This is a genomic window from Streptomyces sp. NRRL F-2664 (genome assembly GCF_000719345.1).
Taxonomy (GTDB): Bacteria; Actinomycetota; Actinomycetes; order Streptomycetales; family Streptomycetaceae; genus Streptomyces.
In genome coordinates this window covers 87,444-106,694 of sequence record NZ_JOFX01000009.1, presented here as the reverse complement: position 1 = coordinate 106,694, position 19,251 = coordinate 87,444, and the positions used below count along the sequence as shown (strand labels likewise).

Genomic DNA, 19,251 nt, shown 5'->3' with positions numbered 1-19,251 from the left:
GCCTCTCGGAGCAAAGCCCTACGCGCGGCCGTCCGGGCGGCGGAAGACGGGCAGGGCCCACTCCGGGGGATCCGGCGGTGGTGCGGCCACCACCTCGGTACTCCGCCGGGGTCGCTCGTCCGGCCGGGGGCCGTTCTCCGTGGCGGCCCGCAGGGCGGCCACGAACTCCAGGCAGGAGCCGTACCGGTCCTCAGGAACCTTGGCCAGCGCTCTGGCCAGGACCTCGTCGGCGGCGGCGGGGATGTCGGGCCTCCGCTCGGTCAGGGGCGGCGGCGGGTCGTACTGGTGCGCCCACAGCAGGGCCGCGTCCTCCTCGCGCACGAAGGGCGGCCCGCCGGCGAGGGTCTCGTAGACGACGCAGGCCAGGCTGTAGAGGTCGCACCTGCCGTCCACCGGCCGGCCGGCGATCTGCTCGGGCGCCATGTAGTCGAGCGTGCCGACGAACTCCCCCGCGGTGGTGAACCCGCTCAGCGACAGGGACTTCTTCGTCAGACCGAAGTCCGTGAGGTAGATGTGCTCCGGGTGGTCCCGGTCGGGCCCGGCCGCGACCAGGATGTTGCCGGGCTTGACGTCCCGGTGCACCAGCTCGTGGTCGTGGGCGGCATCCAGGGCGGACGCCACCTGGGCGGCGATCCGCAGCGCGGTGGGGGCGGGCAGCGGCCCCTCCCGGTCCAGCAGTCCGCGCAGGTCAAGCCCGGGCACGTAGCGCATGGCGATGTACAGGACGCCGTCGGTCTCGCCCGCCTCGAAGATCGGCACGATGTGCGGGTGCTCGATCGAGGCGGCCACCCGGGACTCGTGGGTGAACCGGCGCCGGAAGGTGTCGTCGCGGGCCCGCTCGGGGGCGATCAGCTTGATCGCGACCGTGCGGTCCAGGCGCAGGTCCTTGGCGCAGTAGACGACGGCCATGCCGCCTCGGCCGATCATGCGCTCGATCCGGTAGCCGGCGATCTGTTTCCCGACCAGCCCGGAGGGCCGGCCCGTGTACTGGCTCAGATCCGCGCCCATCCGGCGCCCCCCTTCCTCACCAGGAAGTCTATCCAGTGGCCCTGCCGCCCGCCCGGCGGACGAGTGGGACCGGACGGTCGTCACCCGGCCGGGGCCGATGTCACCGCCCCGCGCCGGCCTGCGGGCGGAGGGGCGGGGCGGGGCCGGTGGCGCGGAAGGATGTGCGGTAGGCGGCCGGCGGGACTCCGACGGTCCGCTTGAACTGGCGGCGCAGTGTCGTCGCGGTGCCCATGCCGGTGGCGAGGGCGATCGCGTCGATGCTCTCGTCGGTGGCCTCCAGCAGCTCCTGGGCGCGGCGTATGCGCTGGGTGAGGAGCCACTGCAGGGGGGTCTGCCCCACCACCGACCGGAACTGCCGTCCGAGGTTGCGGGGGCTGGTGTGCGCCTCGCGCGCCAGGTCGGTGACGGTCAGCGGCCGGTCGAGCCGCTGCTGGGCCCAGGCGAGCAGGCCGGCGAGCCGGTGGTCGCCCCGGGTGGGGACCGGGGTCCCCACGAACTGGGCCTGGCCGCCGGGGCGGTGCGGTGACATGACGAGGCGGCGGGCGACGGAGTTGGCGACGGCGGCGCCGTGGTCGAGGTGGATCAGGTGCAGGCAGAGGTCGACGGCGGCGGCCTTGCCCGCGGCGGTGAGGACACTGCCGTTGTCCGTGTAGAGCACGTCCGGGTCGACCACGGCGAGCGGGTGGCGTGCCGCGAGGTCCGCGGCATGGGCCCAGTGGGTGGTGGCGCGCCGCCCGTCGAGCAGGCCGGCGGCGCCGAGCACGAAGGCTCCGGTGCACAGGGAGGCGACGCGGGCCCCGGCGTCGTGGGCGGCGCGGACGGCTTCGACGAGGTCGGGCGGCGGCGGGACGTCCACGTCGGCGCAGGCGGGCACGATGACGGTGTCCGCGGTGGCCACCCGGTCGAGCCCGTGGTCGGGTTCGACGGTGAACGGGCCGACCCGCAGCGGCCCGGGCCCGCAGAGCTGGACGTCGTACCAGCCGCCGGCCGCTTCGCGCGGCGGGTTGCCGAAGATCTCCCAGGCCACTGCCAGTTCGAAGTGGAGGAGGTCACCGGCGGTCGGCAGTACGACAGTTGGCATGTCCGAAAGTGTACGGCCAGCGTCGTTTCGGACCCTCACGGCCGGGTCCCCGCGACGGCGAGACTGGGGCCGTCAGCAGGTCGGAAGCAGGGGGAATCATGGGTACAGCGGCAGTGGTGGTCTACGGCGCCACGGGACACACCGGCCGGTTCGTCGTCGCCGAACTGCGGCGGCGCGGGTTCACCGCGGCCGTGTCGGGCCGGGACGCGGCGCGGCTGGAGGAACTGGCCGCGCGGTGGGGGGACGTGGAGGTCCGCCCCGCCGCGGTCGACGACGCGGCAGCCCTGGACCGGGCGCTGGCGGGTGCGGCCGCGGTGGTGAACTGCGCCGGGCCTTTCGCGGTGACGGCGGGCCCGGTCGTCGAGGCGGCGCTGCGGGCGCGGATCCCCTACCTGGACGTGGCGGCGGAACTGGAGGCGAACGCGGCGACGTTCGCCGGTCACCGGCGGGCGGCCGCCGCGTCGGGGACGCCCGTGGTGCCCGCGATGGCGTTCTTCGGCGGGTTGGGCGACCTGCTGGTGACGGCGGCGCTGGGCGACTGGGCCCGTGCGGACGTGGTGCACGTCGCCTACGGGCTGACCAGCTGGCACCCGACGGCGGGCACGCGGGCGGCGGGCCGGGTGTCCCACGAGCGGCGCGCGGGCCGCCGCGTGCGGTTCGCGGACGGCGCGCTGCAGTACCACGACGACGCGGTGGCGCAGCAGGACTGGCACTTCCCGGAGCCGCTGGGTACCCGGCGGGTGGTCGCGGAGTTCACCATGGCCGACGCCGTCACCGTGCCCACGCACGTCGCCGTTCCGGAAGTCCGCACGTACATGACGGTCGAGGCTGCGGGGGACCTGGCCCGCGAGGACACCCCGGCGCCGCAACCGGTGGACGAGTTCGGACGATCGGACCAGACGTTCGTCGTGGACGTGGTGGTGGATGCGGGCGGGGTCGAGCGCCGGGCCACGGCCCGCGGCCGGGACATCTACGCGGTCACCGCCCCTCTGGTGGTGGAGGCCCTGGACCGCGTGCTGTCCGGCCGCACGCGCGCCACCGGTGTGGCCTCGGCCGGCGCGATGTTCGACGCCCCGGACTTCCTGCGGGCCCTGGCCCCGCACGTCTCGGTGGACCTCCCGCACTGAACGGGCGGCGGGCTTGCGGGCGGCGGCGGGATCGCACGCCCCCTCCCTGTCCGTCAGGCCGGACTCCGCAAACGTGCGAGGGCCGCCCCTCCCCGGATTGACTTATTGCACTTGCAGTGCAAGCGTAAAGCTGCACGCGAAGTGCAATGTCATGTCGCCGGATGACGGAGGGTCCCGCATGTTCCTCACGATGGGGCGCTGGTGCGCCCGCCGGCCGAGACGGGTGATCGGGGCCTGGGTGCTGCTGCTCCTCGTGCTCGGCGGCGCCGTCGCGGGGTTCGGGCGCGTGACCAGCGAGGCGGTGACCATTCCGGGCAGCGACAGCCAGGCCGCCGCCGACACGGCGGCGACGGCCTTCCCCGGCCCGGCCTCCGGGAACCAGCCGCTCGTCCTGCACACCGGCCCCGACGGTCCGACCCTGGGCGGCGAGAGCGCCCGGGAGGCAGTCGAGCGCAGCGCCCGGGCCATCGCCGCGGTGCCGCACGTCGTCGCCGTCACCACGCCCTACGCGTCCTCCGGGGCCGCCGCGATGAGCCGCGACGGGCACACGGCCTACCTCACCGTCGGCCTCGACGTCGCCGGCCGCGACATCACGCCCGAGCTGGCGGAGCGGATCACCGACGCCGCCGGGCCGGCCGCGGCCGCCGGCATCGAGGTCACGCCGGGCGGCGACCTCGCGGCCGCCATGGACCGGCCGGACACCGGGCACAGCGAGCTCATCGGCCTCGCGGCCGCGGCCGTGGTCCTCTTCGCCGGCTTCCGCAAGGCGGCCGCGGCAGGGCTTCCCCTGCTCATCGGCGTCACCGGGTTGGTCGCGTCGCTGGCCGCCGTCGGCCTGGCCGGGCACTTCATGGACATGCCGTCCTCCGGCACCACGATCGCCGCGATGATCGGCCTGGGCGTGGGGATCGACTACACGCTGTTCTGCCTCACCCGGTTCCGGGAGTTCCGCGGCCGCGGCCTGTCGGCCGAGGACGCCGCCGCGCTGGCCACGGCCACGGCCGGGAAGGCCTCCGCCTTCGCCGGCTGCGCCGTGATCGCCGCGCTGGCCGGCCTCGCGCTGGGCGGGCTGCCGCTGCTGCGCGCCCTGGCGCTGGCACCCGCGATCGCGGTGGTCGTCGCGGTCGCGGCGACCCTCACCCTGCTGCCCGCCCTGCTGGGCCTGCTGGCCCGGTTCCTCGGTGCCGCCCGGGAGGAGGGCGCCCGGGAACCGGACGGGACCGGCGGCCCCGCAGCCGCGGGCCGCGGCTGGCGGCGGATCGCCGAGCGTGTCACGGCCCGCCCCGGGCGCCACCTGCTCGCCGGTCTCACCCTGCTCCTGCTGCTCGCCGCCCCTGCCACCCAGCTGGCCTTCGGACAGCTCGACGCCGGAGACAAGCCCGTCGGCTCGGCCGGCCGCACCGCCTACGAGCAGCTCTCGGCCGCATTCGGCCCCGGAGTCAACGGCCCCCTCCAGGTGACCGACGCGCTGGCCGCCCCCGCCGCCGGCCCGCAGGACGCCCGCGTCGCCGAGGTCAGCAGCGCCCTGGCCGCCACCCCCGGCGTGGCATCGGTGAGCCCGCCCCACCTCACCGCCGACGGACGCACCGTCCGCTGGCAGGTCACCCCCGCCACCGGCCCCGGCGACCCCGCCACCGCCCGGCTGGTCGACACCCTGCGCGACGACACCCTGCCCGCGGCCACGGCCGGCGGCGCCGGGAGCGCCCACGTCGGCGGGGCCGCGGCCGCGGCCACCGACCTCAACGACCGCCTCGCGGACCGGCTGCCCGCCGTGATCGGGGCCGTGGTGCTCGTGGCCGGCCTGCTGCTCCTCGCCGCCTTCCGCTCCCCGCTCCTCGCGCTGAAGGCCGCCGTGCTGAACCTGCTGTCGGTGGCCGCCGCGTACGGGGTGCTCACCGCGGTGTTCCAGTGGGGCTGGGGCGCACGGCTCATCGGCCTGGAGGGACCGGTGCCCCTTCCCGGTTACGTGCCCCTGGTGATGTTCGCCGTCCTCTTCGGCCTCTCCATGGACTACGAGGTGTTCCTGCTGACCTCGGTGCGCGAGAAGTGGCTGGCGAGCGGGGACGCTCGGGAGGCGGTGGTCGCGGGCCTCGCCTCGACCGGGCGGATCATCACCTCCGCAGCGCTGATCATGGTCAGCGTGTTTTTGGCCTACCTGCTCTCGGACGACCCCGTGGTGAAGATGTTCGGCATCGGGCTCGCCGCCGCCGTCGCCCTCGACGTCACGGTCGTACGCGGGCTGCTGGTGCCCGCCACCATGGCACTGCTCGGAGACCGCGGGTGGTGGCTGCCCCGCCCCCTGGACCGGATCCTGCCCGACCTCGACATCGAGGGCACCGCGCACCTCCCGCCCGCCGAACCGCCCGCTGCCACCGCGCCCGCAGCCCCCGCAGCCACCGAGTCCGGGGCCGGCGGAGCAGGCGGGAGCGCCACCACCCGTCCCCTTCCGACCCCGTGAGGTCCCGTATGCTCCCCCGCACCACCGCACGGCCCGGCGGCACCGAGGGCCGCCCGTCGACCCGGCCCGCCGGTCGGCCGCCCCGCCCCCGGCGCCGGCGCGCCCGGTACGCGGCAGGCCTGGCCGGCGTACTGCTGCTCGCCCTGCCCGTCACCGACTCGGTCGCCCGGAACGTGGCCGAGGGCCGGCTCGCGGACCGCATCAGCCTGCGGCAGGGAAGCCTCGCAGGACGCCCGGACGTGTCCATCGAAGGTCGGCCCTTCCTGCTCCAGGCCGCCCGCGAGAGCTACCCCGAGGTGCGCGTGCGGGCCGACGCGACGACGGACCGCGGCAGCCGGGTCAGGGCCGACGTCACCCTCGGCAACGTCTCCCGCGAGGGCGACGGCTTCCGTGCGGACTCGGCGTCGGCCCGGTTCACCGCCCCCTATTCCTCGCTGGGCGACGGGCCGGACGCAGACACCCGGATCTCCGACGCGGGCAACGGCCAACTCCTCATCAGACGAAGCGTCTTGGGTGCTCCCGTGGTGCTGACCGCGGGCGTCGAACTCCACGACGGCGTGGTCTCGCTGCGCCCGACGGCCGCCTCGGTGGCCGGCCGGCCCCTGGACCCCGACAGCCCGCTCATCGCGCAGGCACTCGCCCGGCAGTCCCGGACCCTGCCCGAACTGCCCCTCGGACTGCGCCCGGTGGGCGTGTCGGTGGGCGCGGACGGGGTGACGGTGACGGCGCGGGCCGAGCACGTCCGGCAGGCCTGAGGGGCCGGGGCCCGGCGGGTCCGCCGGTCAGCCGCGCGGGCGGTCGCCCGCCGCCAGCAGGATCAGCACGGTAGCCTCCATCGCCGCACGCGCTTCCTGCGGACTCTTGCCGCCGGAGCGCCAGTGGTGCCAGGCCCCCCACGTCGTGACGGCGTCCAGTCCGTCGAGGAGTTCGGCCGCCCCCTGCTCGTCCAGGCGGCCGAGCTCCTCCGCGAAGACCTCCGCGACCTTGCGCCGTGCGTCCGCGAACGCCTCGTCGGTGACCTGCTGGATGCGCGGCGAGGGATGGTCGATCCGCATCAGCGTCAGCCGCGCCGGGGTGATCCACTCCAGGATCCGCGCCCGCTGTTCGACCAGGGCGGCCACCCGGACCGGACGGGGTCCGGACACGGGCAGCGGCCTGATCCGCTCGGCCAGTTGCTCCAGCCGCCGGGTGATGGCGAGGTCCACCAGCTCGGACATGTCGGCGAAGTGGTGGAAGACCAACCGCCGCGAGACACCGGCCCGTTCGGCGACCCGCTCGGCCGGGAACTCCACGACGCCCTCGTCGAGCAGGGCGAGCAGGGCGTCCACGATCTTCTCCCGGGTCCGTCGACCACGCTCGGTCCGCCCGTCCACCCGTACCGGCGCCGGGCCGGGCACCCGGTCGTCCGCCTCCGCCACCGCTGCTCCCTCCGCCGCACGCCTCGCCGGTATCTTCGCACCCCCAACAGGGCTCAGGCGTACCCCGCCACGGCGGAGAAGCGGTGGCGCATCCGGTGCAGACCCCGCCGGGTGTGGCTCTTCACCGTGCCGAGCGGCATCCCGGTGCGCTCGGCGATCTGGCTCTGGGTGAGGTCCCCGTAGAAGGCCATGGCCAGCACCTCCCGCTGCGGGCGGGGCAGCATCGCCAGCTCACCCGCGACCAGCAGCCGGTCAAGTACGGCTTCGGGGCCCTCCGCCGGCTCGTCCGGCGGCGGCAGGGCGGCGCCGGCCGCGGTGACCAGGGCGAGCCGCCGGGTGCGGTCCGCGAGCGCGTCGGCGATCTTCCGCCGGGTGATGCCGACGAGCCAACCGGGGAAGGCACCGCGCTCGGGCCGGTAGCCCGCCCGGCCCCGCCAGGCTGCCAGGAAGACCTGCTGGCTGATGTCCTCGGCCTCCCGCGGGTCCCCGAGGGTGCGGGAGGCGAGGGACTGGACGAGGCCGCCCCAGCGGCGGTACGCGGCGGTCAGGCACTGCTCGTCGCCGCGTACGAATCCCTCGGCGACCTCGTGGTCGAGGAGCAGGTCCCCGGCCGCGGGGGACGGCTGGACGGTGGAGCTCGGGGCGGTCATGGCGGCTGCTCCTAGAGGGGTCTGGTCGATCGGGCCGGATCGGCGGGAGGAGGCCGGTGCCGTGCCTCGGAAGGCGGACGGTGCGCCCCGTGTCGGTCCGGTGGGGCCCGGGGGGCTCCTCCAGATTCCGGCTTGTGTGCGCTTGCGTGCCACTCGCATCGGTTGTGCGTCGCATCATGGAGTCATGACGGAATCCGCACATGGCCTGACCACCGGGGCGGTGGCCCGCAGACTGGGGGTCGCCCCGACGACGCTGCGCTCCTGGGACCGGCGCTACGGCATCGGCCCGGCTGCCCGTGAGGACGGCAGGCACCGCAGGTGGAGCCCCGAGGACGTGGCCGTCCTGCACGAGATGTGCCGGCTGACCTCGTCGGGGGTCCCGCCCGCGGAGGCCGCACGGGCCGCGCTCGCCGGTCCGCCGGCCATGCCGACCGGGCCGGCAGCCCCGGTCATACCGCCCGCCGACCGCGAACCGCTTCCCGGGCCGGCCCGCCGGCCCGGTTCGGGCAACGGCCTGCCCCTCGGCGCCGTACGGCAGGAGTGCCGCGGGCTGGGGCGGGCCGCGGTCCGCCTCGACGCCTGGGCCGTGGACGACATGCTGGCCTCCGTGATCGCCCAGGACGGGCTGGTCACCGCATGGGAGGAGGTGATGGCGCCGGCCCTGCACGCCGTGGGCCGCAAGTGGGAGACCTCCGGCGACCGGTACATCGAAGTGGAGCACTTGCTGTCCTGGCACGTGTCGAGCGCGCTGCGCCGGGCCGCCGGGCCGCCGGCCTCCCGGGCGCGGGCGGGCTCGCCCCCGGTCCTGCTCGCCTGCGTGCCGGGCGAATGGCACACCCTCGCTCTGGAGGCACTGGCCGCCGGCCTGGCCGAACTGGGCCTGCCCACCCTCATGTTCGGCCCGGCCGTGCCGCCCGAAGCGCTCGACCAGGCCGTCCGGCGGACCGGGCCCGCCGCGGTCGTGCTGTGGTCCCAGGCCCGGTCAACGGCGAACCTGCCGCTGGCCCGGCACATCGCCGACACCGCGTGGGGTGTCAAGGGCGCCCGCGCCCGGCCGGTCGTCCTGCCGACGGGCCCGGGATGGGCCGGCCAGCCCCTCCCGCCGGGCACGCTGCGGCCCGGCGGGCTGCGCGACGCCCTGGACCTGCTGCAGGGGCTCTGCGACACGGCGGCCGGCGCGGGCGCGGCGGACCGGCCGGCCCCTCCCGGTCAGTCCCGGGCGCGGGCCCTGCGGAACCGGGCCAGCCCGTCCGGGAGGGAGATCAGCGGCTCGGGGTAGCCGTCGCAGCCGGCCCGTTCGGAGCCGGTCAGCTTCCACGGCTCGTGGATCGAGGGGCCCCGGAGCCCGGCGAGTTCGGGTACCCAGCGGCGGACGTAGGCACCGTCCGGGTCGTACCGCTTGCCCTGGATCACGGGGTTGAGGACCCGGTTGGGCCGGCTGTCGGTGCCGGTGCCGGCCATCCACTGCCAATTGAGCTGGTTGTTGGCGACGTCCCCGTCGACCAGGGTGTCCAGGAAGTGGCGGGCCCCGGCGCGCCAGTCGATGTAGAGCGTCTTGGTCAGGAACGAGGCGGTGAGCAGCCGTCCGCGGCCCGGCATCCAGCCCTCGTGGGCGAGTTGGCGCATCGCCGCGTCCACGACGGGGTAGCCGGTCCGGCCCTCCTGCCAGGCCCGCAGGTCGTCCTCCGCCTGCGGGCCGCGCCGCCATCGGTCCGCCCGGCTGCGGTAGTCGGCCTCGGCGACCGCCGGCCGCGCGGCGAGGAGCTGGTGGTTGAAGTCGCGCCAGCACAGCTGCCGTACGAAGGCCTCCGCGCCCGCGCCGCCCCGCTCACGGGCCCGGTGTACGGCCTCGGCCGCCGACAGGGCGCCGAAGTGGAAGTACGGGGAGAGACGGGAGGTGGTGTCGGCGGCGAGGTCGTCGTGTCCGTCCTCGTAGGCGTCGGCATGGTGGTCGAGCCAGTGCGCGAGCCGCATGCGGCCCTCCTCCTCGCCACCGGCGGCCAGTCCCGCCGAGACGGCCGCCGCGTCCGGCCGGTGCGGGAGGGCCTCGGACCGGATGCCCGGCGGCACCCGGACCACCCGCGGGGCGGCGAGCGGCGGGCGCAGCCGCTCGTCCGACCAGCGTCTGAAGTAGGGCGTGAACACGGCGAAGTGATCGGATCCGCTGGGTGTCACGGCTCCGGCCGGCAGGGCCGTGACCACCCCGTCGTGGACGTAGAGCCGACGGCCGTCGGCCTCCAGGGCGCGGCGCAGCCGCTGCTCGCGGTGCAGGGCGAAGGCGCTGCACCCGGCGGCCATGTGCACCTCGTCGGCGTCGGCCTCCCGTACCACGGCGCACACCTCGGCGACGGGGTCGCCGGAACGGACGACGAGCCGGCCGCCGCGCCGGCGCAGCGCCCGGTCGAGGTCGGCGAGGCAGTCCGCGAGGAAGGCGAGGCGGTTCGGCGCCGCGAAGCCGGCGCGGTCCACGGCGGGGTCGCGGACGAAGAGCGGGACGGTCTCGTTGCGCGGGCCCAGGGCGGCACGCAGCGGCGGATGGTCGTGCACGCGCAGGTCCGAGGTGAAGAGGACGACGGACACGTTCATGACGGTGCTCCTGGGGTGGGGGCGCCTTGCCGGTCGGCTGCGGACGCGGCGGCCCGGGCCGCCGCGTCCGCAGCCTCGGCCGTGCGCGCGATGTTGCGGGCCATGCCGCCGAAGACCAGGGCGTGGAAGGGCGAGACGCCCCACCAGTAGGCGTGGCCGGCGAGGCCGCGCGGGTGGAACAGCGCCCGTTGCCGGTAGCGGGTGCGCCCCTCGTCGTCGTGTTCGGCGTACATCTCCAGCCAGGCCAGACCGGGGAGCCGCATCTCGGCGCGGAGTCTGAGCAGCCGCCCGCGCTCGATCTCCTCGACCCGCCAGAAGTCCAGGGAGTCGCCGATCCGCAGGAGGGTGGCGTCGCGCCGGCCGCGGCGCAGGCCGACTCCGCCGATGAGGCGGTCGAGCCAGCCGCGGACGGCCCATGCGATCGGGAAGGAGTACCAGCCGTTCTCGCCGCCGATGCCCTCCACGACCCGCCACAGGGCCTGGGGCGGGGCGTCGACGGTGCGTTCGCGGACATCGGTGTAGAGACTGCCGCCGGCCCAGTCGGGGTCGGTGGGCAGCGGGTCGCTCGGCGCGCCGGGCACGGAGGCGGAGGACCACCGGGTGTCGACCTGGGCGTCGCGGACCTTCTGGAGCGCGAGCGCGAGTGCCCTGTCGAACGGGATCGGGGTGCCCGGCGGATCGGGCACCCACTGGGCGATGTCGTGCTCGTCGCAGACGACCTCGTGCTTGAGGGACTCCGCGAGGGGGCGGGCGATGGACCGGGGCACGGGGGTGACCAGGCCGACCCAGTGGCTGGACAGGCGGGGGGTGAGGACGGGGACGGGGAAGATGATCCGCGGGGGCAGTCCGTCGACGGCGGCGTAGCGGCGCATCATGTCGAGGTAGGTGAGGACTTCGGGGCCGCCGATGTCGAAGGTCCGGCTGACATGGGCGGGCATGGTGGCGCTGCCTACCAGGTAGCGCAGCACGTCGCGGACGGCGATGGGCTGGATGCGGGTGCGTACCCAGCTGGGGGTCACCATCACGGGCAGCCGCTCGGTGAGGTAGCGGAGCATCTCGAAGGACGCCGACCCGGAGCCGATGATGACGGCGGCGCGGAGCACCGTGGTGGGGATTCCGGAGTCGATCAGGATGCGGCCGACCTCGGTGCGGGAGCGCAGGTGGGGCGAGAGGTCGCGGTCGGGGACCCCGCCGGGGACGAGCCCGCCCAGGTAGACGATGCGGCGTACGCCGGCCGCGCGGGCCTGTTCGGCGAAGGTGCGTGCGGCCCGGCGGTCGGTCTTCTCGAAGTCGCGGCCGGTGCCCAGGGCGTGCACGAGGTAGTAGGCGACGTCCACGCCCCGCAGGGCCGTGGCGAGCGACGCGGCATCGGTGACGTCGCCGCGGACGATCTCCGCCTGGCCCGCCCAGGGATGGTCGCGCAGTTTCGCGGGGGTGCGCGCGAGGCAGCGGACACGGTGTCCTGCCTTGATCAGCTCGGGGACGAGCCGGCCTCCGATGTATCCGGTCGCGCCGGTGACCAGGCACAGCGCATCGGGCGGCAGCGGGCAGGGGGGCTGGGCCGGGTGCCCTGGGGTGTCGGTCATGGAGGTGCTCCGTTCCGCCGTCGACCGGGGTTGGTTCCCTGATCTCTTCCGCGCTCGCGGGTGGGGCGGATGCACGGGTACGCCGGATGGGCGAGCGCGTGCGTCGGCGGGCCGGCGAGCGGAACGGCCTGCGGTACGCCGGACGGGGGCGTACCGGGACCATGTCGAAGGTACGGCGCAGGCCCGGCCCCGCGGGCGTGTCCGGTTCCGGCGGGGGCCCGTCTGCTGCCCGGTCGAAGGGCTGTGCGAGGCTGTCGCCGTGTCCCTCCTCAGGCGTCTGCACCCCCTCGACCTGCTGGCCGGCGGGCTGCTCGCACTCGGTGTGCTCTGCGTCGCCACCGGTCTGCTGCCGCGCGATGCCGCCGGGGACGTCATGGAGCGCATCGGGCCGCTGGTGGTCTTCCTGGCCACCGTCGTCGTCCTCGCCGAGCTGACCGGCAGGGCGGAGGTCTTCGACGTGGTCGCCACCTGGGTGGCACGGGTGGGCCGCGGCAACTACGCGCTGCTCTTCGTCCTCTGCGTCACCTTCGCGTCCGTCACGACGATCACCCTGAACCTCGACACGACGGCGGTCCTGCTGACGCCGGTGATGCTGGCACTGGCGGCCCGGGTGGGCATCGCCCCCCTGCCCCTGGCGATGACCACGGTGTGGCTGGCCAACACGGCGAGCCTGCTGCTCCCCGTGTCCAACCTGACGAACCTGCTCGCCGCGGACCGCGTCGCATCGGCCCCTGCGGAAATGGCCGCCACCCTGTGGGCGCCGCAGCTGGCCGCCATCGCCGTCACCATGGCCTGCCTGTGGGGCTTCTACTGGCGCCCGGGACGGCGCGGCGCGGTCGACTACGCGCCGCCGGCACCGCCGCGCCCGGCGGACCGGGTGCTGTTCCGGGTGTGCGCCCTGGCCTGCGGCGGGTTCCTGGTGGCGCTGCTCCTCGCCGACGTGCCGCTGTGGTCGGCGTCGGGGGCGGCCGCGCTGGTCGTGGTGGCGGCCTTCGCGGTCCGCGACCGCGCGGCGCTGCGCCCGTCCCTCGTGCCGTGGCGGCTGCTGGTCCTGGTCCCGGGGATGTTCCTGGTCGTGGAGACCGTCAGCGCGCACGGACTGCACGACGTCCTGGCCGCGGCCATGGGCTCGGACGACGACGTGGCCGGGATGCTGCGGTCGGCCGCCGTCGGGGCGGACTTCTCCAACCTGCTCAACAACCTGCCGGCGTACATGGCGGGCGAGGCGGTCGTCCCCGCGGCGAACCAGCACCAGCTGCTGGCGCTGCTCGTCGGCGTCAACGTCGGCCCGGTGGTCACGCCGTGGGCCTCGCTGGCCACCCTGCTGTGGTTCGAGCGGTGCCGCTGGCACGGCACCCGTATCGACCTGCGCCGCTTCGTGGGTACGGGCCTGGTCCTCTCGGTGGCCGGCACCCTGTCGGCGACGCTGGCGCTGGCGGCCACCGCCTGAGGCCACCGGGACCGCCCCTGCTCCGCCCGGACCGGCGCCTCCTCGTTTCCCTCCCGTCCGGCAGGGGATGGTCAGTCCAACCCGTCCGCCGGTCCAGGAGGTCCATGTGTCAGCCGCATCGAGTTACGCGTCCGGAGCCTGCGAGGTGCCGCTGCTCGGCGACACCATCGGCGAGAACCTGGACCGGACGGTGCGCAGGTTCCCCGACCGCGACGCCCTCGTCGACGTGGCCGCGGGCCGCCGTTGGACGTACGCCGAGTTCGCAGCCGACGTCGACGCGCTCGCCCTCGGCCTGCTGGACCTGGGTATCGCCAAGGGCGACCGCGTCGGGATCTGGGCCCCCAACCGCGCGGAGTGGACGCTGGTGCAGTACGCCACGGCCCGGATCGGTGCAGTCCTCGTCACCGTGAACCCCGCCTACCGCTCCCACGAACTGGAGTACGTGCTCCGGCAGTCCGGCATCCGGCTGCTGGCCGCCGCCGCCCGGTTCAAGACCTCCGACTACGCCGCCATGATCGAGGAGGTGCACCCGCGCTGTCCGGACCTGGAGTTCGTCGTCCTGTTCGACGGCGCCCTGTGGGCCTCCCTGCCGGAACGCGGCCGCCGGCGCGATCCGGCCGAACTGGTACGTGCGCAGGCGGCGTTGAGCCCGGACGACGCGGTCAACATCCAGTACACCTCCGGAACCACCGGGTTTCCCAAGGGCGCGACCCTCTCGCACCACAACATCCTCAACAACGGTTTCTTCGTGGGCGAGCTGTGCCGCTACACCGAGCAGGACCGGGTCTGCATCCCGGTGCCTCTGTACCACTGCTTCGGCATGGTCATGGGCAACCTCGCCTGCACCAGCCACGGTGCGGCCATGGTGATCCCCGCACCGTCCTTCGACCCGGTGGCCACCCTGAGGGCGGTGGAGTCCGAGCGGTGCACCTCGCTGTACGGCGTCCCCACGATGTTCATCGCGGAGCTGGCGGAGCCCGCCTTCGCCACGTACGACCTGTCCAGCCTGCGGACGGGGATCATGGCGGGCTCGCCCTGCCCGGTCGAGGTCATGCGGGAGGTCATCGAGCGGATGGGCATGACCGAGGTGTCGATCTGCTACGGGATGACGGAGACCTCGCCGGTGTCGACGCAGACCCGCGCCGGCGACTCGGTCGAGCGGCGGGTGTCCACCGTCGGCCGCGTCGGGCCGCATCTGGAGGTGAAGGTGGTCGATCCGCGCACCGGGCGTACGGTGCCCCGCGGCGAGCCGGGTGAACTGTGCACCCGGGGCTACTCGGTGATGCTCGGCTACTGGGAGGAGCCGGAGCGGACCGCGGAGGCCGTCGACGGGGCCCGCTGGATGCACACGGGCGACCTGGCGGTGATGGACGACGACGGCTATGTGAGCATCACCGGCCGGATCAAGGACATGGTGATCCGCGGCGGGGAGAACCTCTACCCGCGTGAGATCGAGGAGTTCCTCCACACGCACCCGGACGTCCTCGACGTCCAGGTGATCGGGGTGCCCGACCCCACGTACGGGGAGGAGCTGATGGCGTGGGTGCGGATGCGCGAGGGGGCCGAACCGCTGACGGCGGACGCCGTCCGGGCCTACTGCGCAGGCCGGCTCGCCCACTTCAAGATCCCCCGGTACGTGCACGTGGTGGAGGAGTTCCCCATGACCGTGACGGGGAAGGTCCGCAAGGTGGAAATGCGCCAGGAGGCCCTCCGCCTGCTGGAACTCCCCTCCTAGAACGGCGCGTTGCGGCTCACGCCGCCACCGCTCCTGACCGATGATCTTCCTGGGGCCGTCACGGCCGTGCCGCCCGGCCGGCCGTGACGCCCCCGTCGACCGACCACCGACCTGAGGACCACCGTGCAGCTCCGCGTGAACCGACGCCTCGCCCTGACCACCGCCCTGCTCGCCGTGACGGCCGCCGTCGCCCCCGCGACCACCGCCCGGGCGGCCGGGACCGCCCCGGACCTGGAAGCACTGACCCAGGCACTGCGCAACACCACCGCCGCCGGGGCGCCCGGCGCCATGGCCCGCTTCAGCGGCCCCGAGGGGGTCCGCACCCGCGCGGTCGGCGTACGCGACCGGGCCACGGGGGCGGCCATGGACCCGCAGGCCCGCTTCCGGATCGGCAGCGTCAGCAAGACCTTCTCGTCCGTGGTCCTGCTCCAGCTCGTCGGCGAGAAGAAGATCGACCTGGACGCGCCGGTCAACCGCCACCTGCCCGGCCTGCTGCCCGACGACCGGATCACGGTGCGCCACCTGCTGACCCACCGCAGCGGTCTGGCGGACTACACGGACGCCATGTTCGAGCACACGGTGCCGGGCTTCGAGGCCGTGCGCAACCGGGTGTTCAGCTACCAGGAGCTGCTCGACCTCTCGCTGCGCGAGCCCAGGACGACCGAGCCCGGCGTGGCGTACAAGTACTCGAACACCAACTTCGTGGTCGTGGGCATGCTGATCGAGAAGGCCACCGGCAACCGGGTGGGCAAGGAGTACGAGCGGCGGATCTTCAAGCCCCTGGGCCTGCGCCACACCACGTACGTGCACCCCGACACCCGGATCAAGGGCCTGCACTCCCGCGGCTACCTGCACCCCGACGAAGCCGGCGCGCCGCTGGTCGACTCCACCGAGCAGACCGTCTCGTGGGCGCAGTCCGCGGGGGCGGTGATCTCCAGCCCGGCCGACCTGAACACCTTCACGTCGGCGCTGCTCGGCGGCCGGCTGCTGCCGCCCCGGCTGCTGGACGCCATGGTGACCGCGACCCCGACGGACGCCACGAACACCCGTTTCTACGGGCTGGGGCTGCGCCGCTACGACCTTTCCTGCGGCACGTCGGTCTACGGCCACACGGGCACGGTGCAGGGCTTCTACACCTACGCCTTCTCCACGCGCGACGGCCGCCGCAGCCTCTCCGCGATGGCGAACACCTCGAACCGGGGCCAGGCCAACACGGCGCTCGGGGGCACCCTGGAAGCGGCGTTCTGCGGCAAGCAGACCGAGAAGAAGGGTGCGCGCGGCTTCGGCTTCGCCCCGGCCGAGATGGACCTGCCCGAGCACCACGCGCGCTGACGGCCGGCCGCCCCGTGGTGGGCAGCGGCCCGGCCCTCAGCCGGTGCCCACCGCGTCGTCGCACGCAGGACAGACCAGGTCCGCGTACACCTCGTCGTACCAGGCCGCGCCGGGCTCCCCCGCGGTCCGTCCCCCGGACTGCCCCCGGGGCTCCCCGACCGGTTGCGGCGCGGCCGCCCGCATCGCGAAGGTGTCCCTGCCGCAGAAGGTCCGCGGCCCGGGGACTCCGGGCAGGCCGGGCGCCGCCGGCGCCGCGTGCACCCGTACGACCGCCGCCGCACCGCTGTCCGGCGCAGCCCCGCCGGGGTGCGCCGCCGCCGGGTCCTCGACCTCGTACACCACTGTCATCGCACTCATGGCTCGACGGTAGGCCGTCCCGGCGCCTTTTCGACGACCGGCCACGCCGGTCCGGCCGTCCGTACCGTCGGCCCCCACGGGGTTACTGACGAATCATCAGGTCATCCGTCCCGGACTCTTGACTCCGTCGGCACCAGTGGCGATTCTCGGACCACTGTTTGCGGGTTCATGACAAGTCGCGCGTTGTCGTGCGGCCGTCGCGGCCCCCGAACGCATCCGGTTCCTCCACCGCGCCATCCACTGACCGAAGACGTGAGTGATGACCATTTCCCGACACACGCACCCCAGGCGCAGTCCCTTCGCGGTCCTGTCATTGCTCCTCGCCGTGGTGGCGTTGGCGCTCGGCCCCGTGCCCAGCTCCGCCGCCGAACCCGGCTGGTGGAATCCGGTGGCGCGGCCCGCACCCGACTCCGACATCAACATCACCGGCGAGCCCTTCAAGGGGACCGACTCCCAGGGCCGGGTCCGCGGTTTCGTCGACGCCCACGACCACCTGATGTCCAACGAGGGCTTCGGCGGTCGCCTCATCTGCGGCAAGCCCTTCTCCGAACTGGGCGTGGCCGACGCGCTCAAGGACTGCCCCGAGCACTACCCCGACGGCACCCTGGCGATCTTCGACTTCATCACCAAGGGCGGCGACGGCAAGCACGACCCCGACGGCTGGCCGACCTTCAAGGACTGGCCGGCCCACGACTCGCTGACCCACCAGCAGAACTACTACGCCTGGGTGGAGCGGGCCTGGCGCGGCGGCCAGCGGGTACTCGTCAACGACCTGGTCACCAACGGCGTGATCTGCTCGGTCTACTTCTTCAAGGACCGCAGCTGCGACGAGATGACCGCCATCCGGCTCGAAGCGCAGAAGACCTACGACATGCAGGCCTACATCGACACGATGTACGGCGGCCCCGGAAAGGGCTGGTTCCGGATCGTCACCGACTCTGCCCAGGCACGCGAGGTCGTCAAGCAGGGCAAGATGGCCGTCGTCCTGGGCGTCGAGACCTCCGAGCCGTTCGGCTGCAAGCAGATCCTCGACATCGCGCAGTGCAGCAAGGAGGACGTCGACCGAGGCCTCGACGAACTGCACAGGCTCGGCGTGCGCAGCATGTTCCTCTGCCACAAGTTCGACAACGCCCTGTGCGGCGTCCGCTTCGACCAGGGCGCGCTGGGTACCGCGATCAACGTGGGCCAGTTCCTGTCGACCGGCACCTTCTGGAAGACGGAGAAGTGCACCGGCCCGCAGCACGACAACCCCATCGGGCTCGCCGCGGCTCCGCAGGCGCAGAAGGAACTCCCGGCCGGCGTGTCCGTGCCCTCGTACGCGGCGGACGCCCAGTGCAACACCCGCGGTCTGACGGAGCTCGGCGAGTACGCGGTGCGCGGCATGATGAAACGCAAGATGATGCTGGAGATCGACCACATGAGCGTCAAGGCCGCGGGCCGGGCGTTCGACATCCTGGAGTCGGAGTCCTACCCGGGCATCATCTCCTCGCACAGCTGGATGGACGACAACTGGACCGAGCGGCTCTACAAGCTCGGCGGGTTCGTCGCCCAGTACATGAACGGGGCCGAGGGCTTCAGCGCGGAGGCCAAGGCAAAGAACGCCCTGCGCGACAAGTACAACGTGGGCTACGGCTACGGCACCGACATGAACGGCGTCGGCGGCTGGCCCGCTCCCCGCGGCGCCGACACCCCCAATCCGGTGCGCTACCCGTTCCGCAGCGTCGACGGCGGCTCGGTCATCGACCGGCAGACCACCGGGCAGCGCACCTGGGACCTCAACACCGACGGTGCCTCGCACTACGGTCTGGTGCCGGACTGGATCGAGGACGTCCGGCTCGTCGGCGGTCAGGACGTGGTGGACGACCTCTTCCGCGGCGCCGAGTCCTACCTCACCACCTGGGGATCGTCCGAGAAGCACAAGGCGGGCGTGAACCTGGCGGCGGGCGCGGCCACGACGGCCAGTTCGGCGGAGTGGAACCCCTTCACCAGCTACGCCCCGTCCCGGGCCGTCGACGGGAACACGGGCACCCGCTGGGCGAGCGACTGGAGCGACGACCAGTGGATCCGGATCGACCTCGGCGCGGCGCACCTCGTCAAGCGGGTCACCCTCGACTGGGAGCGGGCGCACGCGCGGGCCTACCGCATCGAGTTGTCGAACGACGGCACGAACTGGCAGACGGCCTGGTCGACCACCACCGGTGACGGCGGCCTGGACACGGCCCGGTTCGCCGGCACCACGGCCCGGTACGTACGGATCCACGGCGTGCAGCGCGCCACCCAGTGGGGCTACTCGCTCCACGAGGTCGGCGTCCACAGCAGCTGACGCCGCTCGGGTCCCGGGGCCGGGGCCGGCCGGATCGGTGGATCCGGCCGGCCCCGGCCGCCGTTCCCGAACGGCGACGCCGCACCGGACCGCAGCACAGCCCGGCACAGCACAGCCCACGCGACGAAGGGAACGTACGC

Annotated in this window: 15 protein-coding genes; 8 read left to right on the top strand and 7 right to left on the bottom strand. The window is 74.1% G+C overall.

Features of this window, described 5'->3' with window-relative positions:
* Positions 1–18: 18 nt before the first annotated feature.
* The gene (locus IF89_RS0112215) at positions 19–1,008 is read right to left on the bottom strand and encodes a serine/threonine-protein kinase (RefSeq protein ID WP_030765445.1); all 990 of its coding nucleotides are present in this window, start codon (positions 1,006–1,008) and stop codon (positions 19–21) included.
* Positions 1,009–1,108: 100 nt separating this feature from the next.
* On the bottom strand, positions 1,109–2,089 hold the full coding sequence (locus tag IF89_RS0112210) for a helix-turn-helix domain-containing protein (protein WP_043193759.1): 981 nt from the start codon (positions 2,087–2,089) through the stop codon (positions 1,109–1,111).
* A gap of 98 nt (positions 2,090–2,187) precedes the next feature.
* Here IF89_RS0112210 and IF89_RS0112205 point away from each other — a divergent pair, with 98 nt between their 5' ends.
* From IF89_RS0112205 to IF89_RS0112195, 3 genes are all read left to right on the top strand, one after another.
* Entirely contained in the window at positions 2,188–3,216 is a 1,029-nt protein-coding gene (locus tag IF89_RS0112205) for a saccharopine dehydrogenase NADP-binding domain-containing protein (RefSeq protein ID WP_030765440.1), read from the top strand.
* 178 nt (positions 3,217–3,394) lie between these two features.
* The gene (locus IF89_RS0112200) at positions 3,395–5,674 is read left to right on the top strand and encodes an MMPL family transporter (protein WP_051807008.1); all 2,280 of its coding nucleotides are present in this window, start codon (positions 3,395–3,397) and stop codon (positions 5,672–5,674) included.
* Between the two features lie 8 nt (positions 5,675–5,682).
* Positions 5,683–6,429 carry a DUF2993 domain-containing protein gene (locus IF89_RS0112195; protein ID WP_051807007.1) on the top strand — a complete coding sequence of 249 codons (747 nt, stop codon included), beginning with the start codon at positions 5,683–5,685 and terminating at the stop codon, positions 6,427–6,429.
* Positions 6,430–6,456: 27 nt separating this feature from the next.
* On the opposite strand, the gene IF89_RS0112190 is transcribed toward IF89_RS0112195, so the two are convergent.
* Positions 6,457–7,092: a TetR/AcrR family transcriptional regulator gene (locus IF89_RS0112190; RefSeq protein ID WP_234327734.1), complete on the bottom strand. Its 636-nt coding sequence runs from the start codon at positions 7,090–7,092 to the stop codon at positions 6,457–6,459.
* A gap of 53 nt (positions 7,093–7,145) precedes the next feature.
* Complete coding sequence (locus tag IF89_RS0112185; RefSeq protein WP_030765430.1) at positions 7,146–7,742, bottom strand: sigma-70 family RNA polymerase sigma factor; 597 nt, start codon at positions 7,740–7,742, stop codon at positions 7,146–7,148.
* A 184-nt stretch (positions 7,743–7,926) separates the two neighbouring features.
* Here IF89_RS0112185 and IF89_RS0112180 point away from each other — a divergent pair, with 184 nt between their 5' ends.
* Positions 7,927–9,021, top strand: coding sequence for a MerR family transcriptional regulator (locus IF89_RS0112180; protein ID WP_078628248.1), 1,095 nt, complete (start codon positions 7,927–7,929; stop codon positions 9,019–9,021).
* On the opposite strand, the gene IF89_RS0112175 is transcribed toward IF89_RS0112180, so the two are convergent.
* Both IF89_RS0112175 and IF89_RS0112170 read right to left on the bottom strand, forming a co-directional pair.
* Positions 8,952–10,328 (bottom strand): cryptochrome/photolyase family protein, encoded by a 1,377-nt coding sequence (locus IF89_RS0112175; RefSeq protein ID WP_030765424.1) that lies wholly within the window; start codon positions 10,326–10,328, stop codon positions 8,952–8,954. The two genes, IF89_RS0112180 and IF89_RS0112175, sit on opposite strands and share 70 nt — an antisense overlap.
* Entirely contained in the window at positions 10,325–11,914 is a 1,590-nt protein-coding gene (locus IF89_RS0112170) for an SDR family oxidoreductase (protein ID WP_051807006.1), read from the bottom strand. Before IF89_RS0112170 ends, IF89_RS0112175 begins: the two co-directional genes overlap by 4 nt.
* A 259-nt stretch (positions 11,915–12,173) precedes the next feature.
* Here IF89_RS0112170 and IF89_RS0112165 point away from each other — a divergent pair, with 259 nt between their 5' ends.
* The 3 genes from IF89_RS0112165 (at position 12,174) to IF89_RS0112155 (ending at position 16,431) form a co-directional block, all read left to right on the top strand.
* Positions 12,174–13,364, top strand: coding sequence for an SLC13 family permease (locus IF89_RS0112165; RefSeq protein ID WP_030765418.1), 1,191 nt, complete (start codon positions 12,174–12,176; stop codon positions 13,362–13,364).
* 67 nt (positions 13,365–13,431) lie between these two features.
* Entirely contained in the window at positions 13,432–15,099 is a 1,668-nt protein-coding gene (locus tag IF89_RS0112160) for an AMP-binding protein (protein WP_051807005.1), read from the top strand.
* A gap of 123 nt (positions 15,100–15,222) precedes the next feature.
* Positions 15,223–16,431, top strand: a complete 1,209-nt coding sequence (locus IF89_RS0112155) for a serine hydrolase domain-containing protein (protein WP_030765413.1) — start codon at positions 15,223–15,225, stop codon at positions 16,429–16,431.
* A gap of 36 nt (positions 16,432–16,467) precedes the next feature.
* Here IF89_RS0112155 and IF89_RS37915 read toward each other — a convergent pair whose 3' ends face one another.
* Positions 16,468–16,788 carry a hypothetical protein gene (locus IF89_RS37915; protein WP_043193757.1) on the bottom strand — a complete coding sequence of 107 codons (321 nt, stop codon included), beginning with the start codon at positions 16,786–16,788 and terminating at the stop codon, positions 16,468–16,470.
* 259 nt (positions 16,789–17,047) lie between these two features.
* Here IF89_RS37915 and IF89_RS0112145 point away from each other — a divergent pair, with 259 nt between their 5' ends.
* Positions 17,048–19,111, top strand: coding sequence for a discoidin domain-containing protein (locus IF89_RS0112145; RefSeq protein WP_030765410.1), 2,064 nt, complete (start codon positions 17,048–17,050; stop codon positions 19,109–19,111).
* Positions 19,112–19,251 lie beyond the last annotated feature (140 nt).

Bases quoted from the DNA above. Each gene is read 5' to 3' on its own strand.
- IF89_RS0112215 (WP_030765445.1), bottom strand. From the start codon at position 1,008: ATGGGCGCGGATCTGAGCCAGTACACGGGCCGGCCCTCCGGGCTGGTC.
- IF89_RS0112180 (WP_078628248.1), top strand. From the start codon at position 7,927: ATGACGGAATCCGCACATGGCCTGACCACCGGGGCGGTGGCCCGCAGA.
- IF89_RS0112145 (WP_030765410.1), top strand. From the start codon at position 17,048: ATGACCATTTCCCGACACACGCACCCCAGGCGCAGTCCCTTCGCGGTC.
- IF89_RS0112185 (WP_030765430.1), bottom strand. From the start codon at position 7,742: ATGACCGCCCCGAGCTCCACCGTCCAGCCGTCCCCCGCGGCCGGGGAC.
- IF89_RS0112200 (WP_051807008.1), top strand. From the start codon at position 3,395: ATGTTCCTCACGATGGGGCGCTGGTGCGCCCGCCGGCCGAGACGGGTG.
- IF89_RS0112205 (WP_030765440.1), top strand. From the start codon at position 2,188: ATGGGTACAGCGGCAGTGGTGGTCTACGGCGCCACGGGACACACCGGC.
- IF89_RS0112210 (WP_043193759.1), bottom strand. From the start codon at position 2,089: ATGCCAACTGTCGTACTGCCGACCGCCGGTGACCTCCTCCACTTCGAA.
- IF89_RS37915 (WP_043193757.1), bottom strand. From the start codon at position 16,788: ATGAGTGCGATGACAGTGGTGTACGAGGTCGAGGACCCGGCGGCGGCG.
- IF89_RS0112195 (WP_051807007.1), top strand. From the start codon at position 5,683: ATGCTCCCCCGCACCACCGCACGGCCCGGCGGCACCGAGGGCCGCCCG.
- IF89_RS0112170 (WP_051807006.1), bottom strand. From the start codon at position 11,914: ATGACCGACACCCCAGGGCACCCGGCCCAGCCCCCCTGCCCGCTGCCG.
- IF89_RS0112175 (WP_030765424.1), bottom strand. From the start codon at position 10,328: ATGAACGTGTCCGTCGTCCTCTTCACCTCGGACCTGCGCGTGCACGAC.
- IF89_RS0112160 (WP_051807005.1), top strand. From the start codon at position 13,432: ATGGTCAGTCCAACCCGTCCGCCGGTCCAGGAGGTCCATGTGTCAGCC.